Annotated in this window: 9 protein-coding genes and 8 pseudogenes; 15 read left to right on the forward strand and 2 right to left on the reverse strand. The window is 56.2% G+C overall.

The features are described from left to right. Positions 1-13 precede the first annotated feature (13 nt). The 10 genes and pseudogenes from FDY98_RS06280 to FDY98_RS06325 all read left to right on the forward strand — a co-directional run bounded on the left by FDY98_RS06280 (position 14) and on the right by FDY98_RS06325 (position 10069). Positions 14-904: a carbohydrate ABC transporter permease gene (locus FDY98_RS06280; protein WP_009287276.1), complete on the forward strand. Its 891-nt coding sequence runs from the start codon at positions 14-16 to the stop codon at positions 902-904. A 29-nt stretch (positions 905-933) separates the two neighbouring features. Then, the gene (locus FDY98_RS06285; protein ID WP_035538561.1) at positions 934-1800 is read left to right on the forward strand and encodes a carbohydrate ABC transporter permease; all 867 of its coding nucleotides are present in this window, start codon (positions 934-936) and stop codon (positions 1798-1800) included. A 12-nt stretch (positions 1801-1812) separates the two neighbouring features. Next, a pseudogene (locus FDY98_RS06290) lies at positions 1813-2965 on the forward strand (ABC transporter ATP-binding protein). Further along, the gene (locus FDY98_RS06295) at positions 2962-3645 is read left to right on the forward strand and encodes an HAD family hydrolase (protein WP_027959776.1); all 684 of its coding nucleotides are present in this window, start codon (positions 2962-2964) and stop codon (positions 3643-3645) included. The pseudogene FDY98_RS06290 and the gene FDY98_RS06295 overlap by 4 nt, the downstream one beginning before the upstream one ends. 13 nt (positions 3646-3658) lie before the next feature. Beyond that, positions 3659-4443: pseudogene (locus tag FDY98_RS06300) on the forward strand (L-iditol 2-dehydrogenase). Positions 4444-4450: 7 nt separating this feature from the next. Beyond that, positions 4451-5071 carry a nucleoside triphosphate hydrolase gene (locus FDY98_RS06305; protein WP_035538672.1) on the forward strand — a complete coding sequence of 207 codons (621 nt, stop codon included), beginning with the start codon at positions 4451-4453 and terminating at the stop codon, positions 5069-5071. Between the two features lie 101 nt (positions 5072-5172). Beyond that, a pseudogene (locus FDY98_RS06310) lies at positions 5173-6677 on the forward strand (mannitol dehydrogenase family protein). Beyond that, on the forward strand, positions 6677-8164 hold the full coding sequence (xylB, locus tag FDY98_RS06315; protein WP_027959772.1) for a xylulokinase: 1488 nt from the start codon (positions 6677-6679) through the stop codon (positions 8162-8164). The pseudogene FDY98_RS06310 and the gene xylB overlap by 1 nt, the downstream one beginning before the upstream one ends. 20 nt (positions 8165-8184) lie before the next feature. Next, positions 8185-9137: pseudogene (gene tal, locus FDY98_RS06320) on the forward strand (transaldolase). A 90-nt stretch (positions 9138-9227) separates the two neighbouring features. Next, positions 9228-10069 (forward strand): annotated as a pseudogene (locus tag FDY98_RS06325) (fructosamine kinase family protein). A gap of 53 nt (positions 10070-10122) precedes the next feature. On the opposite strand, the gene cynS reads toward FDY98_RS06325, so the two are convergent. Next, complete coding sequence (gene cynS / locus FDY98_RS06330) at positions 10123-10563, reverse strand: cyanase (protein WP_027959771.1); 441 nt, start codon at positions 10561-10563, stop codon at positions 10123-10125. A 44-nt stretch (positions 10564-10607) separates the two neighbouring features. Continuing rightward, positions 10608-11421, reverse strand: a pseudogene (locus tag FDY98_RS06335) (formate/nitrite transporter family protein). 612 nt (positions 11422-12033) lie between these two features. On the opposite strand from FDY98_RS06335, the pseudogene FDY98_RS27240 reads away from it, so the two are divergent. The 5 genes and pseudogenes from FDY98_RS27240 to FDY98_RS06355 all read left to right on the forward strand — a co-directional run. Next, a pseudogene (locus FDY98_RS27240) lies at positions 12034-12324 on the forward strand (Fis family transcriptional regulator); the annotation flags it as partial. Positions 12325-12527: 203 nt separating this feature from the next. Next, on the forward strand, positions 12528-13652 hold the full coding sequence (locus tag FDY98_RS27245; RefSeq protein WP_340146792.1) for a sigma-54 interaction domain-containing protein: 1125 nt from the start codon (positions 12528-12530) through the stop codon (positions 13650-13652). 275 nt (positions 13653-13927) lie between these two features. Further along, positions 13928-15390, forward strand: a pseudogene (locus FDY98_RS06345) (TolC family outer membrane protein). A 77-nt stretch (positions 15391-15467) separates the two neighbouring features. Then, on the forward strand, positions 15468-16739 hold the full coding sequence (locus FDY98_RS06350) for an efflux RND transporter periplasmic adaptor subunit (RefSeq protein WP_027959769.1): 1272 nt from the start codon (positions 15468-15470) through the stop codon (positions 16737-16739). Next, positions 16739-19927: an efflux RND transporter permease subunit gene (locus FDY98_RS06355; RefSeq protein ID WP_027959768.1), complete on the forward strand. Its 3189-nt coding sequence runs from the start codon at positions 16739-16741 to the stop codon at positions 19925-19927. Before FDY98_RS06350 ends, FDY98_RS06355 begins: the two co-directional genes overlap by 1 nt. The last annotated feature ends 8 nt before the right edge of the window (positions 19928-19935 follow it).

Below are 19935 nucleotides of genomic sequence, written 5' to 3' on the forward strand. Positions count from 1 at the left end.
TGCAGGTATTTCCATGAATAAAACACGTGCTTCTGGCCGGACGGTCGGCGGGCTACGGACGCTTTCGCTTCAAGCGCCTGCTGTAACGTTGCTATTGCTTTGGATGATTGTGCCACTGGGTATGACGCTATGGTTCTCCTTCCAGCGTTATAACCTGCTAATGCCCGGTATGACTGGCTTTGCCGGGTTGGAAAACTATGAATACCTTCTCACCGACCCTGCCCTATGGGCCGCTATGGGCAACACGCTGTTGCTGGTGGGATGGGTACTGGCGATTACCGTGGTGGGCGGTACCCTGCTGGCGGTGCTGTTTCAGCAGGAGTTTGCGGGACGCGGGATCGCTCGTGTGCTGGCGATCTCACCGTTTTTTGTAATGCCCACCGTGAGTGCCCTAGTGTGGAAAAACATGATGATGCATCCCTCTAACGGGGTGCTGGCGTGGTTGTCTGAGTCCATTGGCCTGCCCGCTGTCGATTGGTTCTCCTCGCTACCGCTGACGTCGATTGTGATCATCGTTGCATGGCAGTGGCTGCCATTTGCACTGCTGATTCTGCTTACTGCGATGCAATCGCTGGATGAGGATCAGGTGGAAGCGGCGCGGATGGACGGCGCAGGGCCGGTGGCGATTTTCTTCTTTATCACTCTGCCGCATCTAAAGCGTGCCATCAGCGTGGTGATCATGATTGAGATGATCTTCCTGCTGACCATCTTTGCCGAAATTTTCGTCACCACTTCCGGTGGGCCTGGCTTGGCGACGACCAATCTGGCTTACCTGATTTACATTCGTGCGTTGCTGGATTTTGACGTAGGCACTGCCTCCGCCGGTGGGGTGATTGCGATCATTCTCGCCAATATCGTGGCGATCTTCCTGGTTCGTATGGTAGCCAAGAACCTGGAAGATTAGACCGGCACTTGTGTCTTGGGAGTACTTCGATGACAACATTAAGTTCCAAAACCGCAGCGCCACGCTCGGTGTCAGGGTGGCGGTCGGCGCAAAGCAAGCGCATCTTGCTGACACTTTTGGGGTGGTCGGTGGCGCTGGTGATCTTCTTTCCGATTTTCTGGATGATCCTGACTGGCTTTAAAACGGAAACAGCGGCGATTGCCGACCCCTCGCTGATTTTTTCGCCCACCTTAGAGAGCTACCAGGACGTGCACGCGCGTTCCGGCTATGCACGCTTTGCGCTCAACAGCGTTGCGGTGGCATTTGGCTCAACGTTCTTCGCGCTGCTGATTGCGATTCCTTCAGCCTACGCCATGGCCTTTTTGCCCACTAAACGCACCAAAGGCACGCTGCTGTGGATGCTCTCTACCAAAATGCTGCCCTCGGTGGGTGTGCTGGTGCCGATTTATCTCATTTTCCGTGACGTTGGGCTGCTCGACACCCGCACCGGGTTAATCATCATCTATACCCTGATGAACCTGCCGATTGTGGTGTGGATGCTCTACACCTTCTTCAAGGATATGCCCAAAGACATTCTTGAAGCAGGGCGTATGGACGGCGCCTCCACCTTCCAGGAAGTGTTCTTTCTGCTGCTGCCACTCACGCTGCCGGGTATCGCCTCAACGGGCCTGCTATCGGTCATTTTGAGTTGGAACGAGGCGTTCTGGAGTCTCAACCTAACGACCTCAAGTGCTGCGCCGTTAACCGCCTATATCGCCTCATTCTCAAGCCCTGAGGGGCTGTTCTGGGCCAAATTGTCCGCCGCTTCCACCATGGCGATTGCGCCGATTTTGATACTTGGTTGGATGACCCAAAAACAAATGGTACGTGGCCTGACCTTTGGTGCCGTCAAGTAAAGGATATTCCTCATGGCAACACTACAACTGAACAATATTACCAAGCGTTTCGGCGACACCGAGGTGATCAAGGGCATCGACCTTGAGGTCAATGACCGAGAGTTTGTGGTCTTCGTTGGTCCCTCCGGCTGCGGTAAATCGACCCTGATGCGTATGATCGCCGGGCTGGAAAGTGCGACCGACGGTGATATTTTGATCGACGGACAGCGCATCAATGACGTTGGCCCCGCCGACCGTGGCCTCGCCATGGTGTTTCAGAGCTACGCGCTTTACCCGCATATGACGGTCGAGGGCAACATGGGCTTCAGCATGCGCCTGGCCGGGGTGCCCAAGGAAGAGCGACGCGCCAAGGTGCTGGAGGCGGCCAAAATTCTGCAGCTGGAGCCGCTGTTAGACCGCAAGCCCAAAGCGCTCTCCGGCGGTCAGCGCCAGCGGGTGGCGATTGGTCGGGCGATTGTGCGTAACCCCAGCATCTTTCTGTTCGACGAGCCGCTCTCCAACCTGGATGCCGCGCTGCGGGGTGCAGATGCGTATCGAGCTGGCGCGTCTGCACGATGAGCTGGACGCCACCATGATCTACGTCACCCACGACCAGATCGAAGCCATGACCATGGCGGATAAAATCGTCGTGCTCCACGACGGTGTGGTCGAGCAGGTGGGCTCGCCCATGGCGCTCTACCATCATCCGCGCAATCGCTTTGTAGCAGGTTTTATCGGCTCGCCGAAAATGAACTTTCTGTCGGTAACGCTGACCAGCGTTTCGCCTGAAGGCGTGGGGATTCGTATGCCCGGCGGCGGTGAACGCAGCGTGCCGGTGGACGGTCAGCACCTGGAGGCCAACGCCCCTCTTGAGCTGGGTGTTCGCCCGGAACACTTAGTGCTCGAAGAGCAGGGGCCCCTGAGCGGCGAGATCAAAGTGCTGGAGCGGCTAGGTGGCCAAACCTCGCTCTATGTCCAGATGGACGACGAACTGATCACGATTATGGCCGATGGCGACGTGGCCTATCGGGTCAACGATACAGTGCATTTCGGCTTTGCCCCCGAGCGCGCCCACCTGTTTGACGCTGGCGGCCTGGCCTTGCCTAGCTTGCAACAGCACCCCTTGGCAGGGCTAACCCGACACGATAACCGCGCGCCCGGTTCGCCTTCTGAGGAGCCTGCATGAGGACACTCATCTTTGACTGTGATGGCGTGCTGGTCGACAGCGAGGCGCTGGCTGAAGGTACGCTGGTGGAGTATCTCTCCCGCTGGCTGCCCGATCTGAATATCGACCAGGAACTAGGCCAAGCGCTGGGGATGACCACGGCGGCTATTCTCGCTCATCTCGAAGCGTTAAGCGCCCACAGGCTGCCATTGGACGCCACCGAGCAGGTGGATACGGCTATCGAGGCCCGCTTGGCGCAGGAGCTTAAAGCTATAGACGGCGCCGACAAGGCGGTTCGTGGCATTACCTTGGAAAAGGCAGTGGTTTCCAACAGTCGACGCAGTCGCGTATTGGCATCACTGGCAAGCACAGGGTTGGCCGATGCGTTTGGCGAGGTGCCCATTTTTACCGCTGATCAGGTAGCGCACCCCAAGCCCGACCCTGCACTCTACCGATTGGCGGCATCTCACTTAGGCCAAATGCCGCGGGACTGCTTAGTGGTAGAAGATAGCGTGGCCGGGGTGACCGCCGCCCGTGCCGCGGGTATGTGCGTGATTGGGTTTGTCGGCGCCAGCCATGTGGATGTTGATCAAGCGGCGCGCCTTACTCAAGTCGGTGCCTGGCGTATTTTAGAGCATATGCACGGCCTGGAAGCTCTGGTGAACGAGTGGCAAGCCAAGGCTTCCAGCTTTTTGCCTTAACGAGAGCATGACGATGAAACTAACCAATAAAATCGCGGTGATTACCGGCGGCGCGCGGGGTATCGGCTTGGCTATTGCTCAGCGTTATTTAAGCGAAGGCGCCAGCGTGGTAGTGGCAGATATTGATCGAACCGCTGTCGATGATGCTTTAGCTACGCTGGAGCAGCAGGCGCCTGCCGAAAAAGTGATGGGGGTCGAGCTGAACGTCTGCGATCAGACATCGATTGACGCCATGGTCAAAACGGTAATAGAGCGCTTCAGTGGTATCGATATTTTGGTCAATAACGCTGCCATCTTTGATATGGCGCCGGTACTTGAGGTGACCGAGGAAAGCTTTGATAAGCAGTTTGCGGTCAATACCAAAGGTATGTTTTTTACCCTGCAGGCGGTTGCCCGTTCGATGGTGGCCCGTGGTCAGGGGGGCAAAATTATCAATATGGCCTCCCAGGCAGGTCGCCGCGGTGAAGCCCTGGTAAGCGTTTACTGCGCCAGCAAAGCGGCTGTCATCAGCCTTACCCAATCCAGTGGGCTGGATCTGATCAAACACGGTATCAACGTTAACGGCATTGCCCCCGGGTTGTGGATACGCCGATGTGGGAAGAAGTCGACGCAATGTTTGCCCGTTACGAGAACCGTCCGCTCGGCGAGAAAAAACGCTTGGTAGGCGAAGCGGTTCCCTTCGGGCGCATGGGCCTGCCGGAAGATCACACTGGCGCGGCGGTGTTTTTGGCCAGCCAAGACAGTGATTACGTGGTCGCCCAGACGCTCAATGTCGATGGCGGCAACTGGATGAGCTGAGATGGCCATGACCCCTGATCTTGATACGTTAGCCCATCAGATTATTCGCGCCGCCGAAGGCGCCTCACGCTATCTAGTAGCGCTGGCAGGGCCGCCGGGGGCGGGGAAATCCTATCGCAGCGCCCAGCTCTGTGATGCGATTAATCAGCACCTACCAGGCCAGGCTGGGCTAGTGCCCATGGATGGCTATCACTTCGATAACGCTGTGTTGGGCGAGCAACAGGTGCCGGTAAAAGGCGCGCCCCATACCTTCGATGTAGAGGGTTTGCGCTGTGACCTCGAACGCATCCGCCAAGGGGTTCATCCGGTAGCGGTGCCGGTTTTTGACCGCCCGCTGGATCTAGCCCGTGCCGGTGGACGACTAATCACCCTTGAGCAGCGCATCGTCATTGTCGAGGGCAACTACCTGCTGCTTGACCGCTCCCCCTGGCGCGAACTGCGCCCGCTGTTTGATTGGACGCTATTTCTAGACGTCGATGACGTCGTGTTGGTCGATCGGCTGATCAATCGCTGGCTTGAGATGGGCCAGGATCGCACCGGTGCGCTGGAGCGCACCCACCACAAAGACATGCTTAACGCTCAATTAGTGAAGAGTTGCTGTTTAACGCCTGACCAGCGCTGGCGCTAGTACTTTGTGTTAGCCCCTTTGTGTTAACCCATTGATAGCGTCACTTGTTACCTGCCTTTATTCACCCCATCGCGCCAAGAAGGCCTTGGCTGGAGAGTCCCATGACCCGACTTAACAATCACAACCTGGGCAAGCTAACCGACGATGTTGCCAAATCTAATTACGTTGCCAAACCTCAATATGACCGCAAGACGCTCACCCCCGGCATCGTACATATCGGCGTCGGCGGCTTTCACCGCGCCCACCAAGCGATGTATCTGGATGCATTGATGAACCAGGGCGAGGCGCTGGATTGGGGATTGTTGGCGTGGGTGTGATGCCTGGCGACAAACGCATGCAGCAGGCGCTGGCAGCGCAGGACTATCTCTATACCCTGGTGGTCAAACACCCCGATGGCCAGTATGAGCCACGGGTCATTGGTAGTATGGTGAATTACCTGTTTGCACCGGAAGACACCGAGACAGTTATCGAGCAGATGGCCGATCCGGCGATTCGCATTGTGTCATTGACGGTGACCGAAGGCGGTTACAATTTTCACCCGGTGAGCGGCGAATTCGACCTCGATAACCCCCAGGTACGCGCCGATCTTGCTAACCCCACCCAGCCCACCACCAGCTTCGGGCTGGTGGTGGAAGCGCTCGCCCGCCGCCGTGCGCGAGGTATCCCGCCATTTACCGTGATGTCTTGCGATAATATTCAAGGCAACGGCGACGTGGCCAAGCGCATGTTTGGCGCCTATGCCCTGGCGCGGGACGCCGAGTTAGGCGCCTGGCTTGCCCGTGAGGTGGCGTTTCCCAACGCCATGGTGGATCGCATTACTCCGGTGACGTCGCCCACGGATATTGATGAACTGAGTCAGCGCTTTGGCGTAGAGGACGCCTGGCCGGTAGTCTGCGAACCCTTCACCCAGTGGGTGTTGGAAGATCACTTCCCCCTTGGGCGTCCGGCGTTTGATAAAGTGGGTGTCCAAGTCGTGGAGGATGTCGAACCCTACGAACTGATGAAGCTGCGCCTGCTCAACGCCAGTCACCAGGCATTGACCTATTTTGGCTATTTAGCCGGATACCGCTACGCCCATGAGGTGTGCCAAGATCCGCTATTCGTTGATTTTTTACTGGGCTATATGCGCGCAGAGGGCACGCCGACCTTGGAGCCGGTACCGGGGGTTGATTTGGAAACCTACCGATTAACGTTGATTGAGCGCTTCGCCAACCCGCAAATCAAAGATACCCTGGCACGGCTTTGCGCCGAGAGCTCTGACCGCATTCCTAAATGGTTAGTGCCGGTGATTCGCCAACAGTTGGCCCAGGGTGGTGAAATAGAGCGCAGCGCCGCCGTGGTGGCCAGCTGGGCGCGCTACGCTGAAGGGGTCGACGAGCAGGGCCAGTCCATTGAGATCGTCGATCGCTTGAAAGCGCCGTTAATGGCGATTGCTGCCGAGAACCGCCAACGGCCAACGGCCTTTATCGAAAACCGCGAGCTGTTTGGTGACTTAATCGACAGCACTCGCTTTGTTGAAGCCTATTTAGCGGCCCTTAGTTCACTGCACGAACGTGGCGCACGCGCTACGCTAGAGGGTCTGGCGTCGTCCAAAGGAACAGTGTGATGTATATCGGGGTGGATTGCGGTACCCAAAGTACCAAAGTAGTGGTGGTAGACGTTGAGCGAGGCAAGATTCTCGCTGAAGCAAGCCGTCCTCACCGCTTGGAAGAGGGCGAAAATGGCCGCCGGGAGCAGGCGCCTGCGGAGTGGTTAGCCGCATTGAAAGCGGCGTTTTTTGCCGCGTTGGATAAAGCCGCTGTATCGGCTAGCCAAGTGCGCGGCATTGGTGTCTCAGGCCAACAGCACGGCATGGTCGCGCTCGATGGCGAAGGCGTGCCGGTCTATCCCGCCAAGCTGTGGTGCGATACTGAGACCAGCGCCCAGAATGCCGATTTAGTTACCCGCCTGGGCGGCGAGCCGGGCTGTTTGGAGAAGCTGGGGCTGGTGCTACAAACCGGCTATACCGCGTCTAAAATCGTTTGGCTGCGCGAGCATCATCCGGATGCGTATCGGCGCATCGAGAGCCTGCTGCTGCCCCACGACTACCTTAATTTCTGGCTCACCGGCGAACGGGTCACTGAGGCGGGCGACGCCTCCGGTACTGGCTACTTCGATACTCGTAAGCGTTGCTGGCAGCTGGATGTTTTTGCCGAGATGGCCCCAGAATTAGACCCGGCGCGGGTATTGCCCCGGGTGCTGGAAGCCCATGAACCGGTAGGCTTTGTACGCCCGGCCGTGGCCCGCGAGCTTGGGCTTGGCGACCAGGTTGTCGTCTCCTCCGGCGGCGGTGACAATATGTTGGGCGCCATTGGCACCGGCAATATTACTCCAGGGCTGATCACGCTGAGTTTGGGCACCTCCGGCACCGTTTGCGCTTACTCGGCTAACCCTGTTGAATGCGATAACGCCATGGTCGCCAACTTCTGTTCCAGCACCGGTGGCTGGCTGCCGCTGATCTGCACGATGAATGTTACTTCGGCCACCACGCGGGTGCGCGAACTGTTTGGCTTGGATCTGGCAGCCTTTGGCGAAAAAGTAGCCAGCGCGCCGATAGGCGCCGAGGGCGTTACCGTATTGCCGTTTTTCAACGGTGAGCGAGTGCCGATGTTGCCCGACGCCTCCGCGGACTTTCTTGGCCTGACCAGTCTGAATACCACCCAGGCTAATTTGTGCCGGGCCGTGGTGGAGGGGGCCACTTTCGGGCTACGCTATGGGCTGGAATTGTTGGGCGATTTAACCGCCGGAGCCAGCCAGATTCGTTTGATCGGTGGCGGCGCTAACAGCCCCGTTTGGCGCCAGATGGTCGCGGACATTACCGGTACCCAGGTGATTTGTCCTGAGATTACCGATGCGGCCGCGCTTGGCGCCGCAATACAGGCGGCCTGGTGCGACCAGCGTTCAGAGGGCGTAACCCTGGAAACGTTGTGTGAAAGATTAGTCCACTTGGATGCGCAGTCACTTGCTGACCCCCATCCTGAGCGAGTGGCCGCGTACCAACCGATTTATATGCGCTACTGCGCAGCACTTGAACAACGCCATGGCGGCGCTTAAACGCATACCAAGGAGATTTTATGACCAGCCAGCTGCAACAGTTAAAGCAACATTCGCTTGTCGTCGCCGACACCGGTGATCTTGAGGCTATTCGCCGCTATCAGCCGCAGGATGCCACCACTAACCCGTCACTGCTGCTCAAGGCGTTTAGTCTGCCCGGTTATCAAGCGCTGATCGACGAAGAGCTGAGCAATGTAAAAGCCTCGGTTGGCAGCCGTGAAGAGCAGGTCAAGCATGCCGTTGACCGCTTGGCGGTGGCCATGGGCAGTGAAATTTCCGCCGTTGTACCGGGGCGTGTTTCCACCGAAGTGGCGGCCCGTTTGTCGTTTGATACCCAGGCCAGCATTGCCAAGGCCCACGAGTTAATCGAGCTGTACGATGCCCGTGGCGTGTCACGTGACCGCGTGCTGATCAAGCTGGCGTCTACCTGGGAAGGCATTCGCGCCGCCGAGGTGCTCGAACGCGAAGGTATTCAGTGCAACCTGACGCTGCTGTTCAGCGATGCCCAGGCCCAGGCCTGTTTCGATGCCGGGTGTTTCTGATTTCACCCTTCGTAGGCCGCGTGACCGATTGGTACAAAAAAGAGACCGGCAACGACTACACGTCGGAAAACGACCCGGGCGTTAAGTTTGTTCAAGGCGTTTGCCAGCGTGCCAACCAGGGCGGCTACGACACCGTGGTAATGGGCGCAAGCTTCCGTAATACCGGGCAGGTACTTGCATTGGCAGGCTGCCCACGGCTGACCATTTCGCCTGCATTACTGGAAGAGCTGGATGCCACCGAAGGCAGCGTTGCTGCGCAAATCCAAGCGAGTGAGGGCAGTGGCAAGCCTACCGAGCCATTGAACGAAGCCGCTTTCCGCTGGGGCCACAATCAAGATGCCATGGCCAACGACAAGCTGGCCGATGGCATCCGCCGCTTCCACGACGACCAGCTTGAGTTAGAGAGCCTGATCGATAAGCGGTTAGGCTGAAATATAAGCTAGCCCATAGCTTAAGCGCGTCGGGGTTAGGGGCCCCTAACCCCGACGCCGTTATACATTCGGGTACAGGGAGAAAGCCTTATGGATGCCACCCTGAGCCAACTGTTGGAATCTATCGAATTAACCCCCGCTGGCGATTTGCAGTCGCTCAGTGGGGGTGACATTGCTGCTGTATACCGCCTGGAGACCGTCAGGGGCAGGTGGTGATTAAACACGACGATACGGCGCGGCTGCGTGGCGAAGCCGAAGGGCTGCGTGCGTTGCGTGGCGCCTGTTCATCGCTGGTAGTGCCAGAGGTGTTAGGTTTGGCAGAAGGCTGGCTGATCATGGAGTCATTGGACACCGTGCCCGCTGGGCAGAAGAGCGAAGCAGCGCTTGGTGAAGGGCTGCGCGGTTTGCACAGCGTGATTGGCGATGCCCACGGCTGGCATCAGGATAACGCTTGTGGGCGCACACCCCAGCCGAATGCCCCGCTCAGCGACGGTCGAGCTTTCCAGCGCGAGCGCCGCTTGCTCCCTCTGTGTGAGGCGTGCCACCAGCGTGGGCTATTGGACAGCGAGCTGCGTGGCCGTATCGAACGCTTGGCCCACGATTTGGAGCGCTGGCTGCCCGATGCGCCGCCCAGCTTGCTGCACGGTGATTTGTGGTCAGGGAATGTACTCTTCACTACAAAAGGGCCGGCGATCATCGATCCGGCAGTGTATCGCCACTACCCGGCAGTGGACGTGGCGATGCTGACGCTATTTGGCTCGCCGGGAGAGGCATTTTTTGACGCCTACTGGAACGGCGACGCCCCGACCAGCTGGCCGAGGCGTGAAGCTCTGTTTCAGCTTTACCCACTGTTGAATCACCTGGTGCTGTTCGGTGCCGGCTATCGTTCTGCGGTTGAACGCTGCGTGGCGAGGCTTGAGTCCTTCGCCTGACTTACCAGGGCTTATGTTTTTACCAGGACCTATGTGTTACCAGGATTTAGGTTTTACCAAGATTTATAGGGCAAAAACTTACCATTCAAGGTTAATAGTACCCGGTCGCCTTTGGGATCTTCGATTTTGTCGACCTCCATGGTGAAATCGATGGCGCTCATAATGCCGTCGCCAAATTTCTCCTGCACCACGTCTTTTAGGGTCTCACCGTACACACCAACGACTTCATAGAGGCGGTAGATAAATGGATCCTGGGGGATCGCTTCATCCCAGGCTTTAGTGGGAAAGGCCACTAAGGCTTCTGCCGCATCGCTCTCCACGCCAAGGGTGTCACACAGCTTAGCGGCAACCTCTTGGCTGGCGCTGTTCATGCCGTAACAGGCGGAAGCCACCCATACCGGCGACATGCCGACCGCTTTGCCAATATCTTCCCAGCTCATTTTTTTACGCGCTTTGGCGGCGAGCAGGGTGTGACGCATTTCGAGTTTATCCATTAGGGTTTCTCCTATAAAGGGGGCTTTGGCCTATTAGGCTGTGATCAAGACAGCACCTTTTTGGGCTGAGTACGGACGTGGGTGGTATAGAGAACCAAGCCAACCAGGGTTAGGCCGCCTACCAGGTTACCCAGTACCGTGGGGATTTCGTTCCACATAATGTATTGATACAGCGTGAAGTCAGCGCCCAGCATGAGGCCAATTGGGAACAGAAACATGTTGACCACTGAGTGCTCAAAACCAAGGTAGAAGAAGACAATAATCGGCATCCACATGGCCATGATTTTGCCGGAAACCGTTGTGGAGATGGCGGCACCTACCACGCCCATGGATACCATCCAGTTGCAGAACATGCCTCTCAGAAAAAGCACAATCCAACCGGCAAGCCCCGCCTCCTGATAACCCACCGTGCGGCTTTCACCAACGGCCATCATCGTTTGGCCGACAGCGTTGATCTCCTCTGTGCCGCCCATGGTGAAATTCAGGTAGCCGAAGGTGGCGATAAATAGGGCGCCCCCAAGGTTGCCAAGCCCTACCAGAGCCCAGCAGCTTCAGCATGCGCGGCAGTGTCACTCCGGGTCTTTTGTCGAGCCATGCAATTGGCACCAGCATAAAAACCCCGGTGAGCAGGTCATAGCCCATCAGGTAGAGCATCACAAAGCCCACGGGGAAGAGTAGTGCCCCAATCAAAAAGTGGCCTGTTTGCGTCGCGATGGTGATGGCAAAAATAACCGCCAACGCCAGAGTCGCTCCTGCCATAAAGGCGCGGATAAGCGTATCCCGGGTGCCCATATAGACTTTTGACTCACCCTGATCCACCAACTTGGTGACAAATTCACTGGGCATTAGATAAGACATAAATATGTCTCCTGTGTCATTTCGGTTAATTAACGCCTAACCCAAGAGTTTTAGTGTTTCCTGATAGGAGCAATAAAACCGATGGCTGCGCCGTCCTGGTGCAAAAGAGATTAAGCGTGTGGCGCTATCGCACTATCCACCCATCCAGTGCTATTTGTGTGCCAACTCGCGCATATGATTTCTAATATTTTGTTTTGAATGGATTAATTTATTTTTTAGAGGATGTTTTTGGAGCGTTTAAGGTGTTACGAAATATCGTAAACTACGATATTTCGTTGTTTTAGTGACGAAATGTCGTAACTGGCGCGGTAATTGAATGGTGATGGGACAACTCATTTGAGACCGACACTAATGGATGAGCCTGAACGTCATCACGCTTTTGCGTTGATGGGTGGCTTTTCGCCTCTGGCGATGATTTTGGTCGATCCGTTTGCCGACCAACTGCTCGCTGCGAATTATGCCGCTTGCGCGCTGCTCAATATTGATGAAGCAATGCCTTTGGAGGCACCGTTTAGCCATCGCTTGGGTGCTTCGCTGCCACTATGGGTGAGCTTCACCGATGAAGCGCTAACACACAAAGCGGCCTGGTCGGATGACCTAGTGATGTTAGATATGCTGCGCCAGCCGTATCGAGTTGAGGTTTATGCTCGGCGTATCGACGACTCTTCACAGCTGTTACTGACGCTGATAGACCGCAATAAAGCTGAGCAGCGGCGAGCAAAAGCGGAATTAGGCCGCCAGCACCGCCAGGGTGAGGTGGGTTGGCAGCGGGTCGAGCAGGTATTCGAGCGGATTGAAAAGCAGAACCAACTGATTCTTGGCGCAGCGGGCGAGGGGATTTACGGGCTGGATGCCGAAGGCAAAACAACCTTCGTTAATCCTGCCGCCGAACGAATTCTGGGTTGGAGTACCGAGGATATGGTGGGCCACGACGCTCACCTGATGTTCCACCACACCCACGCCGATGGCAGTCACTTCCCGGTGCAGCAGTGCCCTATTCACGCCTCGTTTAGCGATGGTCAGGTGCATCATGTCGATAACGAGGTTTCTGGCACAAAAATGGTGAGGCAATTCCCGTTGAGTACACGAGTACACCGATTTTTGAAATGGGGCGTTTGGTCGGCGCGGTGGTGCTGTTTCGTGATATTCGTGAGCGCAAGCGCGCTGAGCAGCAGTTGCGTGATGCCCTTGCTGAGGTGGAGTCACTCAAGCAGCGCCTCGAACTGGAAAATGAGTACCTCCAGGAAGAGATAAAAGCGGAGCTAAACCATCGCGATATTGTCGGCAATAGTCCGGCAGTGGCCAAGCTGATTCAGCAGATTGAGCTGGTTGCGCCCACCAGCGCCAACGTGTTGATTAGCGGCGAGTCGGGCACCGGTAAAGAGCTGATTGCCCGCGCCATCCATGCGGGGAGTACACGCAGTGATCGACCGCTGATCCGCGTGAACTGTGCGGCTATTCCCCGCGATCTGTTTGAGAGCGAGTTTTTTGGCCATGTAAAAGGGGCCTTTACCGGCGCGGTGCAGGATCGCCCAGGGCGTTTTGAGCTTGCCCACGGCGGCACGTTATTTTTGGATGAAGTCGGTGAAATCCCCCTGGAGCTGCAGAGTAAGCTGTTGCGGGTGCTACAGGATCAGCAGTTTGAGCGCGTAGGCGATAACCGTACCCGCGAAGTGGATGTGCGGGTGATTGCCGCCACCAATCGCGAACTGCGCGACATGATCGATGCGGGCCACTTTCGTGAAGATCTCTATTTTCGACTCAATGTGTTTCCTATTGATTCGGTACCGCTGCGCAAGCGGATTGAGGATGTGCCGCTACTGGCGCGGCACTTTTTACAGCGTGCCTGCCTGAAATTTAATAAGCCGGGAGTGCGCATTCCCCCCGCCCAGTTGGAGATTCTGCAGCGCTACCCATGGCCAGGCAACATTCGTGAACTGGAAAACATCATCGAGCGCCAAGTCATCGTGACCCAGGATCGACGCTTAATGTTTGATGACCTGCTATCGGGAGAGCCGTCGCGCTCGATGGGGCGTGCTCAACCAATGCCGACGTTGCGCCACACCGGCGGAGAGCAAAGTAAAGCAACGCTGCTGACTGAGCAGGCGCTGAGCCAACGTCGGCGGGCGAGCACGATTGCCGCTCTGGAACAGGCGAGAGGTAAAATTTCTGGGACCGGGGCGCGGCAGAACTGCTTGGTATTAAACCCACTACGCTGGCCTCGCGGCTAACTAAATGGGGTATCGATGCGCGGGAATTTCGTAAAAGAGCGCCGCATTAATCGCCAAACCACCATGCTTTGGACTAAGGTAAGTTGGATGCGACTTGACAACAGGCTGCACACATATTTATAGATTGTTCAAGGCTAGCATACATACATGAATGTAACTATAATGCTCATCTTTCTGAATGGCTTAACGTGCGAGTGGCTTAATTTTCTGCAGGACAAGCAGGTTGAGAGACTAAGCGCGTTTACCATCTGACGCTGATACCTAGAGGCAATCCCATGCGACTGGCACACTGGGCAGTCAATGCCCCTTTACGACCCCTACTGTTAGCGGTATTTACTGCTTCTTTTGTATTGCCTGCTCAAGCCGCCGACCTCATCACGATTACCCGTGATGCGTTGGATAATAACGCTGAGCTTGCTTCGGCGCGCTCGGAGTATTTGGGTGTTGAAGCAGGCAGAGACGTTGCCCGCGGTGGGTTACTCCCCCAAATTAACGCCTCGGGCACCGTGGCGCATAACGAGCAATATGAAAGTCAGGGTTCATCCCGAGCGGGAACAGGGGCTGGAACGGGTAATGTGAGCGCTGGTGATGACCGTTACAACACCGTAGCGCTCACCCTCGAAGCCACCCAAGCGCTTTATGATGAGGTCACGCGCCGCCAAGTCACTCAGGCCGAGCGGCAGATTGACCAGCAGGTATACCTGCTGGCAGCTACCGAACAGCAGCTATTAATTGACGTGGCCAGCGCCTATTTTGATATTTTGCGGGCTTATGAAGTCCTCGAAGCGCGTTTTGCCCAAGAGCGAGCCATTGGCCGTCAGCTTGAACAGGCAGGCGAACAGTTTGAGGTCGGTTTGATTGCGATTACCGAAGTCGAAGAGGCCCGGGCTACCTTTGACCAGTCCCGTGCTGATCGCATTGCCGCAGAGAGTAATCTGCAGGTGGCATTTGAGGCACTAGAGCAGCTGACCGGCCAGCGCTACGCCAGTATTGAAGCGTTGGGCGACAGTATGCCAATCGCCCTCCCGGAACCCAGCAACCGCGACTACTGGGTAGAGCAAGCCATTGAGCGCAATCCTCAGGTATTGGCGCAACAGGCGGGGATTGAGGTATCACGCAGCGGTGTGGAAATTGCCCGTGCGGGTCGTTTGCCCACCCTTTCAGCCTTTGGCAACTATCAGTATGGCGACAGTGATATTGATAACACCACTGGAAATGACTCCTCTAGCCAAGTAGGCATACGCGCTAATTTACCCGTCTACACCGGCGGCAGTACCAGCGCCAGCATCCGCCAGGGGACTTATCAACTTGAAAGCAGCCAGTATGATTTCGAGTCCCAGCGTCGTTCGTCAATTCAACAGGTTCGCTCTCTGTACACTCAAGTCAGCAACGATGTGGAAACTGTCGAGGCCCGCGAGCAGGCCATTGTATCCAACCAAAGTGCGCTGGAAGCGACGCGCGCCGGTTACGAAGTCGGCACCCGTAACATCGTGGACGTTTGAACGCTGAGCAGAATTTGTATAACGCCATCGCCAACTACGCCGAGGCTCGCTACGACTATGTCGTTAACCTGCTCTCACTGCGTCAGCAGGCCGGGCGCCTGGATGTAGACGCCATTGAAGAAGTCAATGCGTGGTTAACCGGCGATGAGGTGAATTTCACCTTGCCCGAAAGCGGTGGCAACGACCGCTATGAGTCCGCGCTCAACATCGGTGCACCGCCCCAACCTGGCACGTAATGGCTTGTCGGTTGGAAGTGATTCAGGTGCGCATGTGCTATCGGTCACCTTAAAAAAGATATATGGGAATGCAACGTATGAAGAAGATGATTCACTCACGCCGAGCGAGTCTGGTGACGCTAGTAGCTGCGCTGGCACTTTCAGCCTGCGGTCAAGAACAAGCCGAGGCGCCTCAACAGGGTGCCCAGCAAGAAGCTCCACCTCATAAGGTCGAAGTGGCCGAAATGGTGCGTCAAGATATACCGTTGGATAAGTCGTACCCCTCACTGCTACGCAGTGATGATGAAGTCACTTTGGTGGCCCGAGTCAATGGGTTTCTGGAGGAACGCCACTTTGAACCCGGCCAGTTGGTGGAGGAGGGGGATCGTCTTTACACCATCGAGCCCGATCTTTACCAGGCCACGGTCAATCAGCGTGAAGCCGATTTACAGAGCGCTCGTGCCGAGCTTGCCCGCGCCCAGCGTGATGCCCAGCGTTTCGAGCAGTTATTAAGCCAAAACTCAGTGAGTCGCCAGCAGTATGATCAGGCGTTGGCCGACCAACGAGTAGCTCAGGCGAGCGTCGCCCAAGCAGAAGCCGCTTTGACCAGTGCCAACCTGGATTTAGGCTATTCCCAGGTGACGGCTCCTGTCTCAGGCATGATCGGTTTGAGCCAAGTTAACGTGGGCAATTTGGTGACTTCGGGTACGGAGCTGGCTACGATCACCCCGCTGGATCCGCTGGAAGTTCGTTTCCAACTGCCTCAGCGGGATGCCTTTGAGCTGCGTCGTCAGTTGAGTGACGGCGGTGATACGTCGGATATTCGTGCGCGGTTGAGCATTCCTGGCGTGAGTGGCGGCAGCGATTCCGAATTAGAAGGGCATTTGGACTTCCTGGGCTCACGAGTCGATAGCGGCACCAGTACCGTGCAGGCATCCGCAACCTTCGAAAACCCTGAGGCGACCGTACTGCCCGGCCAATTTGTACGTGTACGCATCGAGGGCCTGAAGCGTTTTGATGTGATGGCAGTCCCGGAAATTGCCGTTACCCAAGGGCTAATGGGCCCGCAAGTGTTTGTCCTGGATGACGAGGACAAAGCCCGCGAAAGGACTGTTTCATTGGGCGAAGTGGCTGGCCCATGGCAGTTGATTCGTGAGGGGCTTGAGCCGGGGGAGCGTGTAGTGGTCGGCGACCCCGCTGGTTTAGAGCCGGGTATGGTGATTGATCCTCAGCCGTTTGCTGGTAACGCTGAGGACATCGTTGAAGATGTGGAGCAAGAAGAGGCCCAACAGCAGTCTGAAGCGGCAGAGACAATGGAAGAGGGGGCAGGTGATGACCAGCCCGCTGAAGGAGAAGAGGGTGCGCAATAATGAACTTCTCTAACTTCTTCATCAGCCGCCCGATATTTGCCACGGTATTGGCGATTATCGTGACGTTGGTGGGCGTGATGTCCATGCGTATTCTACCGATTGAGCAGTACCCCAGCGTGGTGCCGCCGACGGTATCGGTGCAAGCGCAGTTCCCTGGGGCGGACGCTGAAACCGTTGCGCAAACGGTGGCGGCTCCCATCGCCGAAGCCATTAACGGCGTTGAGAACATGCTTTATATGACCTCCAACAGCGCCGATAACGGCCTCATGAGCTTAAGCGTGGCGTTTGACATCGGCACCGACGGCGACATTAACACCATCAACGTCAACAACCGGGTTCAGGGAGCGCTTTCGCAGTTACCTGAGGCCGTGCAGTCACAAGGTGTCACCGTTGAGCTGCGCTCTGACTCGATTTTGATGTTTATCGCGTTGACCTCGCCTGATGGCGACTACGACAACATCTATATGCAGAACTACGCGACCCTTAACGTGCTTGATGAACTGCGCCAGGTGCCGGGTGTGGGTAATGCCGAGGTGTTGGGCGGCGGCGAGTTTGCCATGCGTATCTGGATGGATCCGGATAAGTTGGCCCAGTACGACCTGACGCCCAGTGAAGTGGCCAGCGCGATTAGGGCACAAAATACTGAAGTGCCTGCGGGCAATTTGGCATCGACGCCGCAAAGTGAGCCGCGTGCGTACACCTATACGATTACCGCTGGCGGCCGCCTTAATAATGTCGACGACTTCCGTAATATTTACCTACGCACCAATAACGACGGCTCTTCGCTACACTTGGAAGACGTCGCGCGTATTGAACTTGGGGCATCTTTTTACGGGGTTGATGCGCGTTTGAACGGCTCAACCATGACGCCGATTATTATTAACCAGCAGCCCGGTGCTAACGCGCTGGAAACTGCGCAGGGTGTGCGGGATACCATGGAGGAACTGGCCGGTCGCTTCCCGCCCGGGCTTGAGTATGTTGCCCCTTATGATACCACCCTGTTTATTGATGCCTCCGTGGAAACGGTGCTCCACACCTTTATTGAAGCCTTTCTGATCGTTATCGTCATTCTGTTTATTTTCCTGCAGAACTGGCGTTTCACCGTGATTGCCATGTCGGTGGTGCCGGTTGCGGTCGTAGGTACCTTCGCAGGCTTCTACATGTTTGGTTTTTCAATCAACTTGCTGACGCTATTTGCCTTGGTGCTATCGATAGGGATAGTGGTCGACGATGCCATTCTTGTAGTGGAAAACGTCGAGCGCGTGCTGAGTGAAGAGGACGATATCAGTGTACGCGACGCGACTATTCGGGCGATGAAAGAAGTCGGCGGGCCGGTGATTGCGACCTCGTTGATCATGGCAGCCGTGTTTGTACCCGTGGCTTTCCTGGGCGGCTTTACCGGGCAGATTTACCAGCAGTTTGCAATTACCGTGGCGATCTCGGTGGCCATTTCGGCGTTAATGGCGCTGACCTTTACCCCTGCTCTGTCAGCGATTTTTATCAAGCACAAAATCGCCGGTGCCGGGCAGTCCAAATTCAAACGCGCCCTAAATACACCGCTACGCCTGTTTGACCGACTGTTTGCGGGGATCACCGCTGCCTATATGTGGGTCGTAAAAGGCTTGGTACGGTTTTGGGTGTTAGCATTAGCGCTCACGGTAGCGACAGGGGTTGGTTCCTACTGGCTCTACGCCAATACGCCTTCAACGCTGGTGCCGGAAACCGACCAGGGGGTTGTGCTGGTCAGCGTGTCGCTTCCTGACGCCGCGTCGCTGGATCGCACCCAGCGCTATATGTCAAAACTCAGTGCAGCGATTGAAGATATTCCCGGTGTGGAATACTCCTCCGCGGTGGCGGGCTATGACATTTTGTCGAGTTCCGTGAATACCGCTCGGGGGGTAATGTTTATCAATCTAAGCCCTTGGTCTGAGCGTGATTTGACTGCCACAGAACTTGTAGGGCGCATTATGGGGTTGGGCGCAAGTATTGATGGTGGTTCCGCGATGGCCTTTAACTTGCCACCTATCATGGGGCTTTCGACCACCGGTGGGTTTACCGGCTACTTGCAGTCCTTTGATGGTGCATCGGCACGTGAGCTGTATGAAGCATCGCTGCAAATCATGCAGAAAGCTAACCAGCATCCTGCCTTGAACCGGGTATTTACAACGTTCAACGTTAATGTCCCGTCTTATCGTGCCAACATTGATCAGCAAAAAGCATTAAGTTACGGCGTGGCGCTGGAGAACATTAACTCGGCTCTGGGTAATACCTTTGGTAACGGCTTTGTGAACTACTTCAGCTATCAAAACCGTAATTTTCAGGTCTATCTACAAAACGAAGATGAATTCCGGAAGACGCCGGAAGACGTCAGCAGCGTTTACGTGCGTGGCGGAAATGGCGAACGTATTCCGCTCTCTGAATTTGTCGAGCTTGAGCGCCAAACCGGTCCGTCGGTAGTGTCCCGTTTCGGCGTTTATGCCGGTGCAATGTTCCAGGGTGAGCCAGCTGCTGGTTATAGCTCAGCTCAGGCGATCGAAGCAATGAACGAAGTCGTGGAGGAAGCGCTGGGCAGCAACTGGGGCATGGGCTGGACGGGGACCGCATACCAAGAGTCCAATATGGGCAGCGCCGCGACGCTAGCGATTGTCTTCGGCCTATTGATGGTCTTCCTGATCCTGGCGGCTCAGTATGAGAGTTGGTCTTTACCGCTAGCGGTATTGACTGCAACGCCTTTTGCTTTCCTGGGGGGTATTGGGGGTATCGCGTTGCGCGGGCTGGACACCAGTGTGTATGTGCAGATCGGCATGTTGGTGGTGGTCGGGCTTGCGGCGAAGAATGCCATCCTGATTGTTGAATTCGCCGAACTGCAGCGTAAGGAGCAGGGAAAATCAATCCGTGAAGCGGCGATTACAGCAGCAGAGCTGCGCTTTCGCCCCATCGTGATGACCTCCCTGGCATTTATCTTTGGTACCTTACCGCTCGCATTGGCGACCGGTGCCAGCGATGTGAGCAGTCATCACATTGGTACCACGGTCGCCATGGGTATGTTCTCAGTTGCCACTTTGGGCAGCCTGTTTATTCCCAGCTTCTACGCCATGATTGCAACCGTTTCTGATTGGCTAGGTCGCAAGATGAAAGGGAATAGGCATGATAGCTCACAGTCGGCACTTGAGCATGACAAAGCCTAGTCCTTAGC

This window comes from Halomonas sp. PA16-9 (assembly GCF_009728585.1).
GTDB classification, from domain to species: Bacteria; Pseudomonadota; Gammaproteobacteria; order Pseudomonadales; family Halomonadaceae; genus Vreelandella; species Vreelandella titanicae.

What these genes read in the sequence shown, in the direction of transcription:
- cynS (WP_027959771.1), bottom strand. Translation starts at nt 10,563, where the DNA reads ATGGATAAACTCGAAATGCGTCACACCCTGCTCGCCGCCAAAGCGCGT.
- FDY98_RS27245 (WP_340146792.1), top strand. Translation starts at nt 12,528, where the DNA reads ATGGGGCGTTTGGTCGGCGCGGTGGTGCTGTTTCGTGATATTCGTGAG.
- FDY98_RS06285 (WP_035538561.1), top strand. Translation starts at nt 934, where the DNA reads ATGACAACATTAAGTTCCAAAACCGCAGCGCCACGCTCGGTGTCAGGG.
- xylB (WP_027959772.1), top strand. Translation starts at nt 6,677, where the DNA reads ATGTATATCGGGGTGGATTGCGGTACCCAAAGTACCAAAGTAGTGGTG.
- FDY98_RS06355 (WP_027959768.1), top strand. Translation starts at nt 16,739, where the DNA reads ATGAACTTCTCTAACTTCTTCATCAGCCGCCCGATATTTGCCACGGTA.
- FDY98_RS06305 (WP_035538672.1), top strand. Translation starts at nt 4,451, where the DNA reads ATGACCCCTGATCTTGATACGTTAGCCCATCAGATTATTCGCGCCGCC.
- FDY98_RS06280 (WP_009287276.1), top strand. Translation starts at nt 14, where the DNA reads ATGAATAAAACACGTGCTTCTGGCCGGACGGTCGGCGGGCTACGGACG.
- FDY98_RS06350 (WP_027959769.1), top strand. Translation starts at nt 15,468, where the DNA reads ATGAAGAAGATGATTCACTCACGCCGAGCGAGTCTGGTGACGCTAGTA.
- FDY98_RS06295 (WP_027959776.1), top strand. Translation starts at nt 2,962, where the DNA reads ATGAGGACACTCATCTTTGACTGTGATGGCGTGCTGGTCGACAGCGAG.